Origin of the sequence: Amycolatopsis sp. NPDC098790 (assembly GCF_044759945.1) — a bacterium.
In the GTDB taxonomy this organism is placed as follows: Bacteria; Actinomycetota; Actinomycetes; order Mycobacteriales; family Pseudonocardiaceae; genus Amycolatopsis.
In genome coordinates this window covers 576,719-593,488 of record NZ_JBIWAI010000007.1, presented here as the reverse complement: position 1 = coordinate 593,488, position 16,770 = coordinate 576,719, and the positions used below count along the sequence as shown (strand labels likewise).

The window sequence follows — 16,770 nt, the reverse complement described above, 5'->3', positions numbered from 1 at the left end:
GTGCCGGGCAGGGTGGGTTCGCCGTCGTGGCCGGAGGCGAGGGAGATTTCGGCTTCGCCGTGGTCGTTGCGGGCGTTCGAGCCGCCGGCGACGAAGGCGTCCAGGTGGGCTTGCAGGGTGTCGGAGCGGGAGAGGACGTCGTCGAAGGCGTCGCGGGGCAGGGACAGGACGGTGCAGGTGGTGACGGCTTTGGCGGTGAATTCCCAGATCCCGTCGGAGCGGATCAACGTCGTTTCGCCGAAGTAGTCGCCGTCGGCGAGGGTGCCCAGGACGGTCTGGTCGCCGTAGGCGCCGGTGCCGACTTTGGTGATCTTGCCGTGGGCGATGAGGAAGACCTGGTCGGCTTGGGAGCCGAATTCGACGAGGGCGTCGCCGGGGTCGTATTCGTGCTGGGTGAAGCGGGCGGCGAGTTCGGTGAGGACGTCTTCGTCGTCGTAGCCGCGCAGGGGGGCGAGTTCGCCGAGTTCGGGTGGGATGACGCGGACCTCGGCGCCGGTGGTGGTGAAGGTGACGCGGCCGTCGCCGACGGAGTAGGAGAGGCGGCGGTTGACGCGGTAGGCGCCGCCGGACACTTCGACCCAGGGCAGCACTTTGAGCAGCCAGCGGGAGGAGATGCCCTGCATCTGGGGGACCGACTTGGTCGTGGTGGCCAGGGTCCGGGCCGCGGCCCGGCCGAGGCTCTGCGGTGCCTGGTCGGTGTCCACCGGGTCGGTGACGGTCACAGCGAAAACCACCCCATCATTCGGAAGCCGAGATTGCCCGGGACTTGGCAACGAAGAATCAACATAGCAACGGCGTCCGCGCGCACAATGACACGATCGGGTCCCGCGGGAGAATCACCTGTTCGACCTTCGGCCATTTCGGACACCGCGTTCGCGCTGACCGTCACCCGCGGTTCGCAGACGTCACCCGGTAGAGAAGTTGCCCTGCTCGTAAGGGGATCGATGGTCGCTCCGGGGAGCGGTGCCGGCCGTCGGACCACCGTCGAACTGGGCCGAACCGGCGATAACCGCGACGCGGGTGAGGCCACTCGGATGAATCGAACAATACCCGGTTGTCCGGCCGGAAATGGGTGCACTAACTTGACCTTCCCGGCGGTGAATGCCCCGGCGTGGAAAGGACGTGGATGAACATCTTCGTGGCCGGCGGGCTCTGGGTGGCCGGCGCGGCCCTCGTCGGGGGCGTGATCGCGTACCTGGTCCGCCGGTTCGGCTGGGACGAGGGGCGGCCCGACAACAACGACGCGGCGGGCCAGGTGTTCACCATCGTCGGCGGGCTGCACGCGGTGCTGGTCGCGTTCGTGCTCATCTCGCTGTTCGACTCGGTCGGTTCGGCGACCCAGGACGCGCAGACCGAAGCGGACAGCCTGGTCGCGGCGACGTGGGCGGCCGACGCCCTGCCCGCCGAGACCAAGGACCGCGTGCACCAGCTCGCCGTCGCCTACGCGCGGACCGTCGAACAGCAGGAATGGCCGCGGCTGGCCGACGGCGGCGAGATCGCCGCCACGGGCTGGACGCAGCTGGACCAGATGCGCCAGGCCGTCGCGGCCGCCGAAGTCGACGGCGACTGGGCGATCGACCGCAAGACCGAGGCGAGCAACCAGCTCTGGTCGGTCTACCAAGCCCGCACGCAGCGGCTGAACAGCGCCGGTGGCGGCGGGGTCGGCGCGGTCGTCTGGTTCGCGCTGATCCTCGGCAGCCTGATCACCGCGATCCTGCTGCCCAACCTGTTCGGCGGCACGCGGCTGGCGGCGCACGTCATCATCGTTTCGACGCTGGCCGGCACGATCACGTTGCTGCTGTTCGCGATCTACCAGCTGCAGAACCCGTTCAGCGGCGGCGCGAAGGTGCCGCCGGAGGCGTTCACCGGCGCGCTGGACCGGCTGGCTTGACCGGCACGCGGGCCCGCTGGGCGGCGATGCTCGGCGCGGCGGCGGCGGTCTCGGCGGTGCTGGCGGCCACGGGCTGGCTGGCACCGTCACGGCAGCCGGCCGCCCAGGAGCCGCGCGGCTGCACGATCCTGCAGGCCGAGAACGAACGCGACGGCGCGCCGACGACGTTGCGGCTGCTGTCCCTGCCCGACGGGACCACGAAACGCTTGACCCAGGCCGGGTACTGGATCAACGCGATGGGGTATTCGGCGTCGCAGGACGTCGTCTACGGCGTCGCCGACGGAACGCGCCGGGGCCGCTACGACCACGGCGCGCACGCGGTGCGGATCGACGCGTCGGGCGAGGTGACGGACCTCGGCGTGGTCGGCCGCGCGGGCGCGCAGCGTCCGGTGTGGAGCCAGGTGACGGGTGCGACGGCGGGCGCGATCGCCGGGAACCGCTGGTACGTCCGGCAGGACAGCGATCTGTACACAGTGGACGTCGACCCGGCGTCGGCGGACTACGTGCGGGTGACTCACCGGACCCCGCTGCGGCCGGTGTCGCTCGCGGTGGGCGTGGACGACTTCGCGTACGACCCGGCTTCCGGTCTGCTGTACGGGGTGTCGACGACTTCGCTCGGCGACAGTTCGGTGGTGACGGTGAACCCGGCGACGGGGAAGGTCGTGGTGGTGCCGGACCTGCGGTTCCCGCGCGGGGGAGCGTACGGGTCGGTGGTGCTGACGCCGGACGTGATCTACGCGACGGCCAACCGGGCGGGCCGCCGGAGCGTGACGTACGAGCTGCCCCGGGACGGCTCGGGCCCGGCGGTCGAGGTGTCGACCGGACCGGCGCTGGTCAGCGGCGACGCGGCGGGGTGCTTCGTCGAGCCGCCCCCACCGCCGCCTCCCACGACCAGCTCGGAGACGCCGACTCCGACCACCACGCCGCCGCCGTCCACCTCGAGCACACCGCCGCCGGAGCCGCCACCGCCGTCGCAGCCGCCGCCGGTGGAGCAACCCGCGGTGGTCGCCCCGACCCCGACACCCACGCCGGAGGCGGCTCCGGTCCCGGCGCCGAAGGTCGTGGAGCCGCCACCGCCGTCCGCACCGCCGTCGAAGAAGCGTGTGCAGCCGACGGAGGAACCGGAGCCGGTGGTCCAGGACACGGGCGTGCGGACGCAGGAGAAACGCCGCTGGGGCTTGACGGCGCTGATCCTGGTCCTGGGTGGCGGCGCGGCAATGGCCCACGGCCGCCGGCACCGCTGACCCAGACTCGTCGTGAGTGAGAAACAGGGTTAGAACCCTGTTTCTCACTCACGACCAGCCGCGGCAGACCTGCCCGCGCAACCGTTAACGTCCCGGACTCCTCGAAGCCGTCCACCGTCCACTTCGGGCACGGAGACTCCTCCTCCGGCGCGGTCCACGTGCCGGAGGAGGAGAAACGGGATGAAGCGGGTAACGATCGCCCTGGTCGCCGGGGTGCTGGCGCTGCCACTGGCCGCCGGGCCGGCGGCGGCTCACGACCGGGGGCCGCGGGCGAAGGACGACCACCTTCGCGCCCACGCCGGGCGAACCCTGACCGCGGACGTGCTCCGCAACGACCGCGGCACCGCCGTCGTCCGGCACACCGCCGCCGCGCACGGGACCGTCGACCTCGACGCCGCCGGCAACCTCCGCTACACCCCGGCCCCGGGCTTCACCGGCCGGGATTCGTTCACCTACACCGTTTCCGACGCCGTGAAGCTCTACCCGACGAATCTCGAGCCGCTCGCCACCATCGGCGGCGTGGCGATCAAGGGCGGCGCGTACGGCTCCGCGCTCACCCCGGTCCCCGGCGAACGCGACGAGTTCTACGGCCTCACCGACCGCGGCCCCAACGTCGACGCGCCCGACGGCGGCAAGATCGAACCGCTGCCCGCCTTCACCCCGGCCATCGGGAAGTTCCGGCTCCGCGACGGGAAAGCCGTGCTGGAGAAGACCATCCCGCTGCGCGCCGCCGACGGCACCCCGTACAACGGCCAGGTCAGCCCGCTCGCCGACACCGGCGAGAAGATCGTCGACCTGAACGGCAACGTCCTGCCGAAGTCCGCGAACGGCTACGACTCCGAAGGCCTCGTCGCCCAGCGCGACGGCACCTTCTGGGTCTCCGACGAGTACGGCCCGTTCATCACCCACTTCGGCCGTGACGGCCGCGCGATCGAGCGTCTCTCGCCCTACGACGGCTCGCTGCCGGCCGAGCTCAAGTACCGCGTGCCGAACAAGGGCATGGAAGGCCTCGCGCTGACCCCCGACGGCCGGACGCTCGTCGGCGTCATGCAGTCCGCGCTGCAGCAGCCCGACCTGACGAAGAAGCCGGGCAACGTCACCACGCTGCGGATCGTCACCGTCGACCTGCGCACGCGCGCCACCCACGAGTACCTCTACCTGCTCGACGACCCGGACACCACGGGCACGGCGGTCAGCGAGATCACCGCGCTCTCGGCGACGCGCTTCCTCGTCGACGAACGCGACGGCAAGGCGGAACCGGGCGCGTACAAGAAGCTGTACGAGATCGACCTGACCGGCGCCACCGACGTCGGCCCACGCGCCGCGGGCTACGACGCCGTCAAGGGCGGCGTGCTGGTCGGCGGCAAGAGCATCGACGCCTACGTCGGCAAGGACACCACGGCCGAGGCGACGACGGCCCTCGCCGCCGCCGGGATCAAGCCGGTGGGCAAGAAGCTGTACCTGGACCTCGGCGCCCTCGTCACCGGCCTCGACCCGACCGGCGGCTTCTTCGGGCACGACAAGGTCGAAGGCGTCGCGACGACCGACGGCGGCCGCACGCTCGTGATCAGCAACGACAACGACTTCGGCATCGACGGCGTCACGAACGCGGCCCCGCCGTACGCGCTGCACCCGAAGACGCTGCCGGACGGCCGTCAGGACGACGGCGAGTACCTCGCGGTCGACACGACCAAGCTCCCGGCGGCGACGAGCACCGCGACGGTGACGATCGACGTGCGCTAGTACTTGAACTGGTCGACGTTGTCGGCGGTGATGAGCAGCGGATCGCCCAGCAGGACGGTCTTCGACGCGGCGTCGTACTTCACCGCCGGCAACTCCAGGCTCACCTTGTTGACCGGCTGGAGCGGCTTGCCGTCGGCGACCTGCTTGGCCGTCCACGCGGTCAGGTAGCCCAGCGACTCGACGTTCCACAGCACCGACTGCGAGCACGAGCCGTCGAGCAGGTACGGCTTGATCGCCTGCGGCGTACCGACGCCGACGGTGAACACCTGCCCGATCTTCTGCTGCTCGCGCACAGCCCTCGCGACGCCGGGCGCGGACGTCGTGCACTCGCCGACCAGTCCGGTGAGCGACGGGTGGCGGACCATCAGCTCCTTGGCGAGCTCCGTCGCGGTGTTCTCGTCCTCGCCCGCGTACAGCGTCTCGACGAGCCGGGCGTCCGGGTAGTGCTCGGCCGCGTACTCCTTCTGCACCGCGATCCAGGCGTTGAGGTTCGCCGCGGCCGGCCCGCACGAGACGATCGCGTACTCGCCGGTGCCGCCGGTCCGCTTCAACAGCGCGTCGGTGAGCGCGGCGCCGATGCCCTCGGCGCTGGCCTGGTTGACGAACACCTCACGCTGCGTGCCCGGCGCGTCGGTGTCCGAGGTGAGCACGTGGATGCCCTTCGCGCGCGCCTCGGCGATCACCGGCGCGAGCGCGGCGGGGTCGTTCGGCGCGACGACGATGACGTCGACCTTCTTGGCGATCAGATCGCGCACGATGCCGACCTGGGCATCGGGGTCGACGGTCTTCGGGCCGACCGAGGACCACTGCACGCCCAGCTGCTTCGCCGCTTCGAGGCCACCGGTGTTCATGGCCTGGAAGTAGGGGATGCCGTCGACCTTCGGCACGAAGGCGATCCGCGTCGGCGCCGACGCGGGTGCGCTGCCCAGCTGTTCCGAGCAGCCCCCGAGCGCGAGCGCCGCACCCAGCAGCAGCGTCGCGACCAGCCGGAACGTCTTCGTCGGCCCTCGCATCCCCACCCATTCCTCAGGACTTTCGATCGGTCTGCGCACGGTGGAGACCAAGGGGGAAGGTAGGGCCCCGGGTAACGCTGGTCAACGGGATGTGCGCAAAGGGTTACGGAAGTGAGTTCTACCTTGTGGATTCCTGGCGGAAGTTAGCTGGTCCGGCGGTAGCGGCTACCCACGGTGACGCACGGTTCGTCGTTCCGTGTCTGTGGCGCGCGAGACACGCGCCAGATACCCCGCAGGGGTATAGTCGCCGGCATGAGCGAACAGCACGGAGCTTCGTGGGCGACGGCGATCCAGGCGACCCTGCACTGCCTGACCGGCTGTGCGATCGGGGAAGTCCTCGGCATGGTGCTCGGCACGGCGTTCGGCCTGCACAACGCGGCGACCGTCGTCCTGTCGATCGTCCTCGCGTTCGTCTTCGGCTACGGCCTGACCATGCGGGGCGTGCTGACGTCGGGGCTGGCCCTCGCGGCCGCCTTCAAGGTCGCGCTGGCCGCGGACACCGTGTCGATCGCCGTCATGGAACTGATCGACAACACGGTCGTCGTGGCGATCCCCGGGGCGATGGACGCCGGGCTGGCCAGTTTCCTTTTCTGGCTGGCGCTGGTCCTGTCGCTGGCGATCGCGTTCGTCGTCACCGTGCCGGTGAACAAGTGGATGATCGGGCGCGGCCTCGGCCACGCGAAGGTGCACGCGCACCACCACTAGGGGAGGTGGCGGCCTCCCCTCGGTGGGTCAGACGCTCGACAGGTCGACGGCCCGGTCGACCTTCGACCGGTCGAGCACCCGCAGGATGCCTTCCAGCAGGTAGTAGTCGGCGTAGGGGAGCGACACCTCGATGCCGTCCTCGGCCGGCCGGTTGCGGGTGCAGCGCGCGACGCTCGCCTCGGCCCGCGCCGACTTCGCCGTCAGGCACGTCTGCGAGATCGCCGAGAGGATCCGCAGCGCGGCGTCGCGGTACTGCGCGCGGTGCGTGATCTCCGCGAGGTCGAGCAGGCCGCACGCCATGATGACCCCGGCGGACGCGTCCTTGATGTCGTTCGGTGCCTGCGGCGCGAAGTAATCCCACACCGGCACGTGGTCCGACGTCAGGTGCGACAACGCGAAGTCCGCCAGGCGCCGGGCCGTGGTCAGGAACTCCTTGTCGCCGGTGCGGCGGTGGATGGTCGTGAAGCCGTAGATACCCCACGCCTGCCCGCGCGACCAGCACGACGTCGGGCTGTAGCCCTGCACCGTGTTCGGCCCGATCGGCGCGCCGGTGACCGGGTCGAAGTCGAAGACGTGCGGGGTCGACCCGTCCGGGCGGAGGAACGCGCGCTGTGCGGTCTTCGCGTGCGCCACGGCGATCTCGAGGTACTGCGGATCCTGAGTCTGCTTGCTCGCGAACGCCAGCAGGTCGAGGTTCATCATCGTGTCCATGATGACCCGGCCCGCGTTGTTCGGGTCGCTCAGCGCACCCCAGGCGCGGATGAACTTCCCGGCCGGGTTGTACCGCTTGATCAGCGACGACGCGGCCTGCACCGCGCCCGCCTTCCACTTCTCGTCGCCGGTGAGCCGGTACGCGGTCACCCACGACGGGTAGAAGAGGAAACCGAGGTCGTGCGTGCTGGTGTCGTTCTGGCGCGGCGCGAGCTTTTCCGCGGACGCCAGCGCGAGCGTCTTGAATTGCTCGTCACCGCTGTGCAGCCAGGCCAGCCACAACTGGCCGGGCCAGAATCCGCCGACCCAGTCGCCATTCTGCGAATAGGTCCATTTTTCGAACTTCGTACCGACCGGGAACGCGGTGACGCCGGGCGCCACCGCGCGGAGCTTGGCGACCGCGTAATCGGCCGCTTGGCGGAGCGTCCGGGCGACCGATGCCTGGTCGGAGGCGTCGAGGGGGGCCGCCGAGGCGACCGTGGAAGTGCTGGCGCTCGCCGCCACCGCGGCACCGGCCGCGGTGGTCAGCAGGGTTCTCCGGGTAACGCTCACAGGTGACCGCCATTCCGTGTGGGGAAATGCTCCGGGTTCCCGGAAGTTTTCCACAACGGACTGGCGCTTGTACACCCGGCGGATAGTCGTTCAAGGTTGTGAATTCATGTCCCGGTGGGCGGGATATTCGCATTGTGGTGGAACACGTTTCCGGGGTCGTACGCCGTCTTGATCCGCCGCAGCCGCGCGTACTTCTCCGCGCCGTACGACGTCCGGACGCGGTCCTGCTCGTACTCCGCCATGAAGTTGACGTACCCGCCGGTGTTGCCCGAGTGCGGCACCAGCGCCGACCAGAACGCCCGCGTCCACGCGCGGTCCGCGGCGTGCAGCTGCGCGGTCGGCGCGACCGCAGCGATCCCGAACACGAAACCGTCCTCGCGGGCGCCGCCGAACGCCGTCGCGTCGTCGGCCACCGCGGAGAACGCGCCCCGGACCGGGAACACCGGCACCAGCGACAGCGGCGACGACTTCCCGGGCAGGTGCGCGGCGACGACGTCGAGCACGTCGTCGGAAAGCTCGTTGAGGTACAACGACTTCTCGTACGCGTAGAGCCCGCGCGGCGCACCGTCGTCGAGCATCTTCTGCAGCTCGGTGTACGGGATCGGGGTGACCAGCTCGAAGAGCGCGGGCCGCCCGTCCCGGATCCGCGCGACGAGCTCGGCGTGCCGCTCCGGGCCGTCGAACCCGGCGACCATCAGCGCCACCCCGGGCGCGCCGTGGTGCTCGGCCGGCACGAAGGGCGCCGGCGGGGCGTTCAGGCCGGCGAGCATCGCTCCGGTGCCGTCGGGCAGCGAGGCCAGGACGTCGCGCGCGAACCGCAGCGCCGCCGGGGCGTCGTCGAGGGGCCAGAAGAACATGCCCAGCTCGACCAGCGGCCCGACCGGGTGCAGCCGGAACTCGAACTCGGTGACGACGCCGAAGTTGCCGCCGCCGCCCCGCAGCGCCCAGAAGAGGTCCGGGTGCTCGGTTTCGGACGCGCGCAGAACCCGGCCATCCGCGGTGACGACCTCGGCCGAGAGCAGGTTGTCGATCGAAAGCCCGTGCCGGGAGGTCAGCCAGCCGAACCCGCCGCCGAGGGTGAGCCCGCCGACGCCGGTGTCGCTGACCGTGCCGCCCGGGGTCGCCAGGCCGTGCTCCTGGGTCGCCGCGTCGAGCTCGGCCCAGGTCGCGCCGCCGCCGACGCGGGCCGTGCGGGCGCCGGTGTCGACCTCGATGGTGCGCAGCGCGCCGAGGTCGATCAGCAGGGCGCCGTCCGCCACGGCCGCGCCGCCGAAGTTGTGCCCGCCACCGCGGACGGTGACGTCCAGGCCGGTTTCGCGGGCGTGGGCCAGTGCCGCCGCGACGTCGTCGGGGCCGGCGACGCGGACGATCAGCGCGGGCCGCCGGTCGATCTCGCCGTTCCAGACGCGGCGCGCCTCTTCGTAGCCGTCGTCGCCGTCGTGCCGCACGGTGCCCCGGATGCGCTGGCCGAACGTATCGCTGATCGTCGTCATCGGCCCAGTGTCACCGGGCGTGGCGGCCGGCGGCGGGGCTGCCCGCGCGGCCTTCGGGGCGGCACCGGACGCGCGAAAGGGCGAAGGCCCGGCGGGGGACGCCGGGCCTTCGCGGAGTCGCGGGATGAGGGCAGTCAACCACGCGACGCTGGGGGCTCGCTCGAGCCGCGGTTCAGCAGTGCGGCGCGACGGGTGCGTCGGAGCCGGTCTGCAGGTAGGTGTCGGACACGTAGTGGCCGGGGCCGATCCGGTCCCAGATGGTGCTGGTGCCGAACGTGCCGGTGACGCTGTCACCGTCCACATAGCACTCGATGGTCACCTTGGCGTAGTTCGCCGCGAGCCCCTTGATGGCGGCCGAGGTGCTGGCGCTCGCCCGGACGTTCATCGGGTCGCCGGCGGTCTTCACCGTGCCGGTCGGGCCGGTGCCGGTCCACAGGTAGGTGACGTTCACGTAGCCGTTGTCCGACATGCCGAGGCCGTCCCAGAACACGCCGTCGGCGAGGTCGATGCCCGCCGGGTTCTGCACCGTGCGGCCGGAGTCGTCCTTCTTGTTGTTGTAGCCCTGCAGGTACGCGGCCTGCGCTTCGGGCGTGCCCTGCGGCAGGTCCTTGAACTCCGAGCGGACCGACGCCGGGTTCCAGTAGTCGTCGCGCTCGTTCCACGGGCCGATCTCCCACACCGGCGCGTACTCGCACTTGCTGCCGTCGGTGCGGCACACCTTCGCGGTGTAGTTGCCGGTGCCCTTGGGGGACACGGACTTCCCGGAGGGGAAGGAGACGAAGTGGTCGTGGCTCGTGATGACGTGGCCGTTGGCGGTGGTGCCGCCGACGAGGCCCTCGCGGGTGCCGTAGACCTTGTACGTCAACGCGGTCGTGGCGGCGAGCGCGTTCACCTGCGCGGTGCTGGCCGCGCTCAGCGAGAGGCCGCGGACGGACGGGCGGACGCCATCGGTGTCGCTGTGCAGGCCGACGCGCACCTGCACGGAGCTGACGCTGGTCTTGAACGCGGTCCCGGCGGGCGTCCACTCGGTCCAGTCGTCGGCGCCGGTGCGGCCGCGGACGTCGACCTCGACCGAGGTGCCCTTCGGCGTATCGGCGGTCAGCTGCGCGTCGACGCGGTTCGCCGGCGTGCCGAGCGCGTGCTCGGCGGTGACGAGGCTGCCTTCGCTGCCCGCGAAGACCCGCGCGGTTCTGTGCCACGCGGCGTCGGCCAGGGTCAGCGTCCCGCCCGCGCCGACGACGTTGACGTCATCGCTGTCCACAGTGGACAGGTTGGCGGTCCAGCTGGAGCTGGTCGCGGCCTGGGCGGGTGCTCCGGCCAGCGCCGTCACCGCCCCGGCGGCCAGGACCGCCGCGGTCACGCGGCCGGCCTTCTTGATCCGGATCATCCCCGGTTCTCCTCTCGCACTCGTTCACTCGAACGTGGCGAAAGACTGACTGGGTGGCGTACATGATCCGTACAAGCAGGACGCGGTGCCCTTGTGCGAGCGCTCAGCTCAGGCCGAAAGCTCCCGCCAGATGGCCAAAGCCCGCTCCGAGTAGTCCCGGGACCGCTCCGGTTGCGAAAGCGCCCGGTGCAGCTCACCGAGCAGCTGCGAGACCTCGGCCTCCGACCGCCGGTCCCCGTTGCGCCGGTGCACGGACAACGAGTTCACCAGCAGCAGCTGCGCGTGCGCGAAGTCCCCGCTGTGCAGGCACAGCTCCCCGAGGTTCTGGTTGGCGTACCCCACGCAGTGGTCGTCACCCAGCTCGGTGAAGATCGCGATCGCCTGGTCGACGTGCTCGCGGGCCGCGGCCAGGTTGCCCTGGTGCTGGAACAGCAACCCCAGCCTCTTGTACGCGTGGGCCTCGCGGTGGCGGTCGCCGATCGCCGCCGACAGCTCCAGTGCGTCGGTGAACCAGCGCTTCGCCGCCGCGTAGCAGCCTCGCGACATCCAGACCGCTCCCGCGCCCAGGCGCGCCACCGCTTCGCCGTTCGGGTCGCCTTCCTCCGCGAACAGCTTCAGCGCCTCGTGGCAGTGATCGAGCGCCAAGCCGTCTTCGCCGTCGATGCGCAGGATCGTGGCCAGCCCGGTCAACGCGATCGCCACGCCCTGGGCGTCGCCGACCCGCTCGAACAGCGCCTTCGACTCCTCGAACGCCACCCGCGATTCGGCGTATTCGTCCTGGTAGAGCAGGTACTGGCCGAGGTTGCGCTGGACGATCGCCTCCGCGCGCAGCGATCCGGTCCGGCGGGCTGCCTCCAACGCGATCGTGTGCGTGCTGTGCCAGTCGTCCTGATGCCCACGCAGGTCGAAGTACGGCGTCAACGCCGACGCCAGCTGCCACGCGAGGTCGTCGAAGCCGTGCGAAGCGGCCAGCGAAACCGCCGCGACACTCGTGTTCCGCTCGGCCGCGAACCACGCCGCCGGGTCGTCCGGCAGCACGTCGGCCGGTACCTCCGGACGCGGCAGCTCGTCGTCGCAGTACATCCCGAAGAAGTGCAACGGCATCCGGCGCGCGGCTTCCAGGGCCAGCGCCAGGTACCCCTCCAGAACCCGCCGAAGCCCGGCGCGCGTCTTCGCCGCGTCACTCTGCTCCGCCAGCTCCACCGCGTACACGCGCAAGAGATCGTGCAGCCGGTACCGCGGCTGCCCGGCCGAATCCGAGCCGACCAGCTCGACGAGGTGCCCGTCGACCAGCACGTCGAGGACGTCTTCGGCGTCCCGGCGGCCCAGCACCGCCGCGACCGCCCACGGCGGGAACTGGACCGGCCCCAGCAGGCCGAGCCCGCGGAACGCCGTCGCCGCCGACATCGGCAGCAGGTCGTACGACAGCGTCACGCTCGCGCGGACGGCGAGGTCGCCGACGCGCAGTTCGTCGAGCCGCCGGTGCTCGTCGCGCAGGCGGTCGGCCAGCAGCCGCAGCGTCCAGCCCGGCCGGTGCGTCAGCTTCGCGCCCGCCACCCGGATCGCCAGCGGCAGGTGCCCGCACTGGCGCAGGATCGCCGCCGCGCTCTCGGGTTCGGCCGCCACCCGCCCGGCGCCGACGATGCCCTCCAGCAGCCGCGCGCCTTCGTCCTCCGGCAGCAGGTCGACGTCGACCGGCGTCGCCCCGGCGAGCCCGGGCAGCCGGATCCGGCTGGTCACCAGCACCGCGCACGCCCCGGCGCCCGGCAGCAGCGGACGCACCTGGGCGGCGCTGCCGGCGTCGTCGAGCACGACGCACATCCGCCGCCCGGCCAGCCGCGACCGCAGCAGCGCCGAGCGTTCCGCCGGTTCGCGCGGCAGGCCGGCGTCCGGGATGCCCAGCGCCCGCAGCAGTTCGGCGAGCACGCCCATCGGCGCGCGCGGCGACGACGACGTCCCGGCCAGGTCGACGTGCAGCTGCCCGTCGGGGAAGTCGTCGCGGACCGCGTGCGCGACCCGCACGGCGACCGCCGACTTCCCGACGCCGGGCGCGCCGGAGAGCACGACGACGGCGGGCGTGCCCGAGTCCGCGCGCTCGCGCAGCAGGCCGACGACTTCGCGCAGCACGTCGTCGCGGCCGGTGAAGTCCGGCAGGTCCAGCGGCAGCTGGCAGACCGGGACGAACTCCGCCGGACGTGCGGCGGGAGCCGGTTCGGACACCAGGGTCGCCCGCAGTTCGCGCAGCCGCGCGCCCGGTTCGGCGTCGAGCTCTTCGCGCAGGACGCGCTCGGCGGATTCGTACGCCTCGACGGCGTCCGCGGTCCGCCCGGCCGCGCGCAACGCGACGATCAGCTGCGCCCACAGCTCTTCGCGCAGCGGGTGCTCGGTGACCAGCCCGCGCAGCTCCGCGACGGCCTCACCGCAGCGGCCGAGGTCGATCCGCGCCCGCAGGCGCTGTTCCTGCACGGACAGGCGGAGCTCAGCGAGCCGGGCGACGGTCGCGCCCCAGCTGTGGTCGTGCGGCAGTCCTTCGAGGACTTCGCCGCGCCACAGCGCGTCGGCCCGGTCGAGCAGCTTGAGAGCGCTCTCGGCGTCGGCGCGGTCGAGCGCTTCCTGCGCTTCGCCCGCCAAGGCCGTGAAGGCGAGGTGGTCCAGTTCTTCCGGCGACGCGGTCAGCAGGTAGCCGGACGCGCGGCTGCTGATCCGGTCGCCCAGGCCGGGGTCGATCTCGGCGAACCGTCTTCGCAGCGAATGGACGTACGTGCGGATGTTCGCCGCGGCCGACCGCGGTGCCGACTCCGGCCACAGCACCTCGACCAGCACGTCGGCGGACACGACGACGTTCGGCTGCAGCGCCAGCGCGGCCAGCAGCAGCCGGGGCTTCGGCCCGCCGAGCGGGATCACCCGCCCGGAAGCGGTGACCTCCAGCGGTCCGAGGACGCGGATGGTAAGCGAGGTGGCCTCAACCTGCCCGATGAGTTCCCCCATAACCGGATGCTATGGCCCGTTCGACCCCACGGGCTAGATCCATTCGGAGTGTCTGCCCGGGCTGGTCGGCGCTTTGTACGAGTCGTGTACGAGCCCCGGTCACGCTCCCGCCATGAAGCGTTCGAACCTCCGGCGTATGGCCGGCTTAGGGGTCGTGCTCGCGACGGCCGGCGCGCTCGCGGTGGGCGGCGCGCTCGAGGCGTCGGCTGCCGCGACCGGCACCGTCAAGACCGCCGGTGACCCCCTCAACGTCCGCCGGGCGCCCACCGCGAGCGCCACGGCCGTCAAGACCGTCGCGAACGGCGCGTCCGTGACCATCGACTGCCAGACCAACGGTGCTTCGGTGACCGGGACCTACGGCACGAGCACGTTGTGGGACTACGTGCCCGCGCTCGGCGGGTACATCTCGGACACCTACGTCTACACCGGCTCCGACCAGCGGATCGCGCCCGACTGCGGGGTCGGCTCGGGCAGCGGCCAGTGCGCGGACGCGTGCGCGGGGGAGGGCCAGTACCGCTCGTCCGACTCGCACTTCCTGGTCTACGACACCAACGCCGACGGCTACTCCGCCGTCGTCGCGTACTGGCTCAAGGGCGGCGCCGGGCCGTTCTACGTCTGGAACTCCACCGGTGAGGGCACGAAGGTCGACAAGGCCGTGAGCGTCCCGCACGGCGGCTGGGTCTTCTACAAGGTCTGCGTCGCCAACTACACGACCGCCAAGCCGGACCTGAAGTCCTGCAGCGACGGCATCACCGACTTCGCGGCCTGACCGCGTCTCCCTTCCCGAAAGGCTTTCCGACATGGTTGACCTCAACCGGCGCAAGGTGCTGCTCGGCGGGCTCGCCGCGGTCACCGCCACCGCGGCGTCGGCCGCGCTACCGTCCTGGGCGAACGCCCGCACCACCGCGGCCGCTCCTGCCATCCACGACCCCTTCCAGCTCGGCGTCGCCTCCGGCGATCCGCTCCCCGACAGCGTGGTGCTGTGGACGAGACTCGCGCCGGCGCCGCTCAACCCGGACGGCTTCGGCGGCATGCCGGACGCGACCTACGCGGTCGACTGGGAGATCGCGAACGACGAGGCGTTCACCTCGATCGTCCAGACCGGCCAGGCGAGCGCGGTCCGCGCGGCCGCGCACAGCGTCCACATCGAACCGGTGGGCCTGCAGCCCGCGCGGGAGTACTTCTACCGCTTCAAGACCGGCGGCTACATCTCGCCGGTCGGCCGGACGCGCACCGCGCCCGCCGCCGGGGCCGCGGTCAACCAGCTCAAGTACTGCTTCAGCTCCTGCCAGCACTGGGAGGAGGGCTACTACCACGCGTACAAGGGCATCGTGGCCGACGACCCGGACCTGGTGCTGTTCCTCGGCGACTACATCTACGAGAAGAAGTCGGGCCGCACGGCGAAGGAGCGCAACCCGCGCAGCCTGGCCTTCACCGAGGACGTGACGACGCTGGCGCAGTACCGCGCCCGGCACGCCCAGCACAAGACCGACGCCGACCTGCAGGCCGCGCACGCGATCGCGCCGTGGATCGTGGTGTTCGACGACCACGAAGTGATGAACAACTGGAACGGCACCACTTCGCCGGCCACCGCCGCGCGCAAGGCCGCCGGGTTCCAGGCCTTCTACGAGAACACCCCGATCCGCTCGACGGCGAAGCCGAACGGCTCGTCGATCCAGCTGTACCGCCAGTTCGTCTGGGGCAACCTGGCCCGCTTCCACATGCTCGACACGCGCCAGTACCGCAGCGCCCAGGTCGCCGACCCCTCCGGCGACGCCGGGCCGGCCTGCACGGACATGCGCAGCACCTCGCGCAGCATCCTCGGCAGCACCGAGGAAGCCTGGCTGCTCAAGCAGTTCGAAGCGCACCCGACCACGTGGGACTTCCTCGGCCAGCAGGTCTTCTTCGCCACGCGCGACGGCGACGGCAACAAGGCCACCTGCGAAAGCCCCGACTCCTGGCAGGGCTACGAGGCCTCCCGAAACCGGATCCAGCAGGGCTGGGTCGACCGCAAGGTCGCCAACCCGGTCGTGCTCACCGGCGACGTCCACCGGCACTGGGCGGCCGACCTGCGGCTGGACTACTTCGACCACAGCGACCCGGTCATCGGCTCCGAGCTGGTCACGACGTCGGTCACGAGCAACAGCGACACCGCGAGCCCGCCGAGCTCGACCTGGTACGCGAACAACCCGCACGTCAAGTACTGCAAGGGCGAGCGCGGCTACGTCCGCGTCACGACCACGCCGTCGCAGACGCGGGCGGACTTCATGACGACGTCCGACACCAGCGTGTACGACCCCGCGTCGGTGGTGATCAAGAACGATCGCAGCTACGTAGTGCAAGCGGGGAAGCCCGGGCTCCAGCAGGTCTGAAGCGGTTCCGCTACGCTGCGTGACGTGACCGAAGAACTGGGCCTGCGGGAGCGCAAGAAGCTCCGCACGCGGGCGGCGATCTCGACGGCGGCGATCGCGCTCTTCCTGGAGCGCGGGTTCGACGCCGTCGGGGTCGCCGAGGTGGCTCGGGTGGCCGAAGTGTCCAAACGGACCCTCTTCGCCTACTTCCCGTCCAAGGAGGACCTGGTGCTGCACCGGTTCGCCGACCACGAGACCGACGCGGCGGACGTCGTCCGCGCGCGCCGGGCGGGGCAGGGTGCGCTGTCGGCCCTGCGGGAGGCGTTCCTGCGGGGACTCGAAGAGCGGTCGCCGATCACGGGCCTCTGCGACGAGCCCGCGGTGCTCGAGGTGTTCCGGCTGGTGACCGGCACGCCGGCGCTGGTCGCGCGGCTGGCGGAGTTCACCTCCGCCGGGGAAGCGGCGCTGGCCGCCGCGCTCGCCGACGCCGGCGTCCCGCCGCTCGACGCCGCGCTGGCCGCGGCGCAGATCGCGGCGGTCCGCCGGACCCTCGCGACGGCGAACATGGACGCGGTCGCCGCCGGCGTCCCGGCCGCCCGGCGGCACCCGGAGGCCGTCGCGGCGGCCGAACGGGCGTTCCACCTGCTGACGTCCGGCCTAGGGTTCGCCTGAGCCGCCCGGATCATGCCGAA

The 16,770-nt window shown here is 71.5% G+C and carries 13 protein-coding genes; 7 read left to right on the top strand and 6 right to left on the bottom strand.

Annotated elements, in window-relative coordinates; all coding sequences use genetic code 11:
* A partial coding sequence (locus ACIQWX_RS43580) for a cyclic nucleotide-binding domain-containing protein (RefSeq protein WP_400884323.1) occupies positions 1–722 on the bottom strand: 722 nt, incomplete at its 3' end.
* Positions 723–1,126: 404 nt separating this feature from the next.
* Between ACIQWX_RS43580 and ACIQWX_RS43575 the strand changes: the two genes are divergently transcribed.
* From ACIQWX_RS43575 to ACIQWX_RS43565, 3 genes are all read left to right on the top strand, one after another.
* Complete coding sequence (locus ACIQWX_RS43575; RefSeq protein WP_400884321.1) at positions 1,127–1,891, top strand: hypothetical protein; 765 nt, start codon at positions 1,127–1,129, stop codon at positions 1,889–1,891.
* Entirely contained in the window at positions 1,888–3,135 is a 1,248-nt protein-coding gene (locus tag ACIQWX_RS43570; protein WP_400884319.1) for a DUF6923 family protein, read from the top strand. The genes ACIQWX_RS43575 and ACIQWX_RS43570 overlap by 4 nt, the downstream gene beginning before the upstream one ends.
* Before the next feature lie 180 nt (positions 3,136–3,315).
* The gene (locus ACIQWX_RS43565; protein WP_400884317.1) at positions 3,316–4,878 is read left to right on the top strand and encodes an esterase-like activity of phytase family protein; all 1,563 of its coding nucleotides are present in this window, start codon (positions 3,316–3,318) and stop codon (positions 4,876–4,878) included.
* On the opposite strand, the gene ACIQWX_RS43560 is transcribed toward ACIQWX_RS43565, so the two are convergent.
* Positions 4,875–5,891 carry an autoinducer 2 ABC transporter substrate-binding protein gene (locus ACIQWX_RS43560; RefSeq protein ID WP_400884315.1) on the bottom strand — a complete coding sequence of 339 codons (1,017 nt, stop codon included), beginning with the start codon at positions 5,889–5,891 and terminating at the stop codon, positions 4,875–4,877. The genes ACIQWX_RS43565 and ACIQWX_RS43560 overlap by 4 nt on opposite strands.
* Positions 5,892–6,143: 252 nt before the next feature.
* Between ACIQWX_RS43560 and ACIQWX_RS43555 the strand changes: the two genes are divergently transcribed.
* Positions 6,144–6,596 (top strand): DUF4396 domain-containing protein, encoded by a 453-nt coding sequence (locus tag ACIQWX_RS43555; protein ID WP_400884314.1) that lies wholly within the window; start codon positions 6,144–6,146, stop codon positions 6,594–6,596.
* A 27-nt stretch (positions 6,597–6,623) separates the two neighbouring features.
* Here the strand turns inward: ACIQWX_RS43555 and ACIQWX_RS43550 are convergent, their stop codons facing one another.
* The 4 genes from ACIQWX_RS43550 to ACIQWX_RS43535 form a co-directional block, all read right to left on the bottom strand.
* The gene (locus ACIQWX_RS43550) at positions 6,624–7,859 is read right to left on the bottom strand and encodes a glucuronyl hydrolase (RefSeq protein WP_400884312.1); all 1,236 of its coding nucleotides are present in this window, start codon (positions 7,857–7,859) and stop codon (positions 6,624–6,626) included.
* 104 nt (positions 7,860–7,963) lie between these two features.
* Complete coding sequence (locus ACIQWX_RS43545) at positions 7,964–9,352, bottom strand: FAD-binding oxidoreductase (protein WP_400884310.1); 1,389 nt, start codon at positions 9,350–9,352, stop codon at positions 7,964–7,966.
* Between the two features lie 172 nt (positions 9,353–9,524).
* The gene (locus ACIQWX_RS43540) at positions 9,525–10,739 is read right to left on the bottom strand and encodes a hypothetical protein (protein ID WP_400884308.1); all 1,215 of its coding nucleotides are present in this window, start codon (positions 10,737–10,739) and stop codon (positions 9,525–9,527) included.
* 108 nt (positions 10,740–10,847) lie between these two features.
* Positions 10,848–13,727 (bottom strand): BTAD domain-containing putative transcriptional regulator, encoded by a 2,880-nt coding sequence (locus ACIQWX_RS43535; RefSeq protein WP_400884306.1) that lies wholly within the window; start codon positions 13,725–13,727, stop codon positions 10,848–10,850.
* A 112-nt stretch (positions 13,728–13,839) separates the two neighbouring features.
* On the opposite strand from ACIQWX_RS43535, the gene ACIQWX_RS43530 reads away from it, so the two are divergent.
* Genes ACIQWX_RS43530 through ACIQWX_RS43520 form a run of 3 tightly spaced genes read left to right on the top strand, consistent with a single transcriptional unit; the run spans position 13,840 to position 16,750 of the window.
* Positions 13,840–14,496, top strand: coding sequence for a hypothetical protein (locus ACIQWX_RS43530; protein ID WP_400884304.1), 657 nt, complete (start codon positions 13,840–13,842; stop codon positions 14,494–14,496).
* A 31-nt stretch (positions 14,497–14,527) separates the two neighbouring features.
* Positions 14,528–16,099, top strand: coding sequence for an alkaline phosphatase D family protein (locus ACIQWX_RS43525; RefSeq protein ID WP_400884302.1), 1,572 nt, complete (start codon positions 14,528–14,530; stop codon positions 16,097–16,099).
* A gap of 24 nt (positions 16,100–16,123) precedes the next feature.
* Positions 16,124–16,750, top strand: coding sequence for a TetR family transcriptional regulator (locus ACIQWX_RS43520; RefSeq protein WP_400884300.1), 627 nt, complete (start codon positions 16,124–16,126; stop codon positions 16,748–16,750).
* Positions 16,751–16,770 lie beyond the last annotated feature (20 nt).

Bases quoted from the DNA above. Each gene is read 5' to 3' on its own strand.
- ACIQWX_RS43535 (WP_400884306.1), bottom strand. From the start codon at position 13,727: ATGGGGGAACTCATCGGGCAGGTTGAGGCCACCTCGCTTACCATCCGC.
- ACIQWX_RS43525 (WP_400884302.1), top strand. From the start codon at position 14,528: ATGGTTGACCTCAACCGGCGCAAGGTGCTGCTCGGCGGGCTCGCCGCG.
- ACIQWX_RS43565 (WP_400884317.1), top strand. From the start codon at position 3,316: ATGAAGCGGGTAACGATCGCCCTGGTCGCCGGGGTGCTGGCGCTGCCA.
- ACIQWX_RS43545 (WP_400884310.1), bottom strand. From the start codon at position 9,352: ATGACGACGATCAGCGATACGTTCGGCCAGCGCATCCGGGGCACCGTG.
- ACIQWX_RS43540 (WP_400884308.1), bottom strand. From the start codon at position 10,739: ATGATCCGGATCAAGAAGGCCGGCCGCGTGACCGCGGCGGTCCTGGCC.
- ACIQWX_RS43575 (WP_400884321.1), top strand. From the start codon at position 1,127: ATGAACATCTTCGTGGCCGGCGGGCTCTGGGTGGCCGGCGCGGCCCTC.
- ACIQWX_RS43560 (WP_400884315.1), bottom strand. From the start codon at position 5,891: ATGCGAGGGCCGACGAAGACGTTCCGGCTGGTCGCGACGCTGCTGCTG.
- ACIQWX_RS43555 (WP_400884314.1), top strand. From the start codon at position 6,144: ATGAGCGAACAGCACGGAGCTTCGTGGGCGACGGCGATCCAGGCGACC.
- ACIQWX_RS43530 (WP_400884304.1), top strand. From the start codon at position 13,840: ATGAAGCGTTCGAACCTCCGGCGTATGGCCGGCTTAGGGGTCGTGCTC.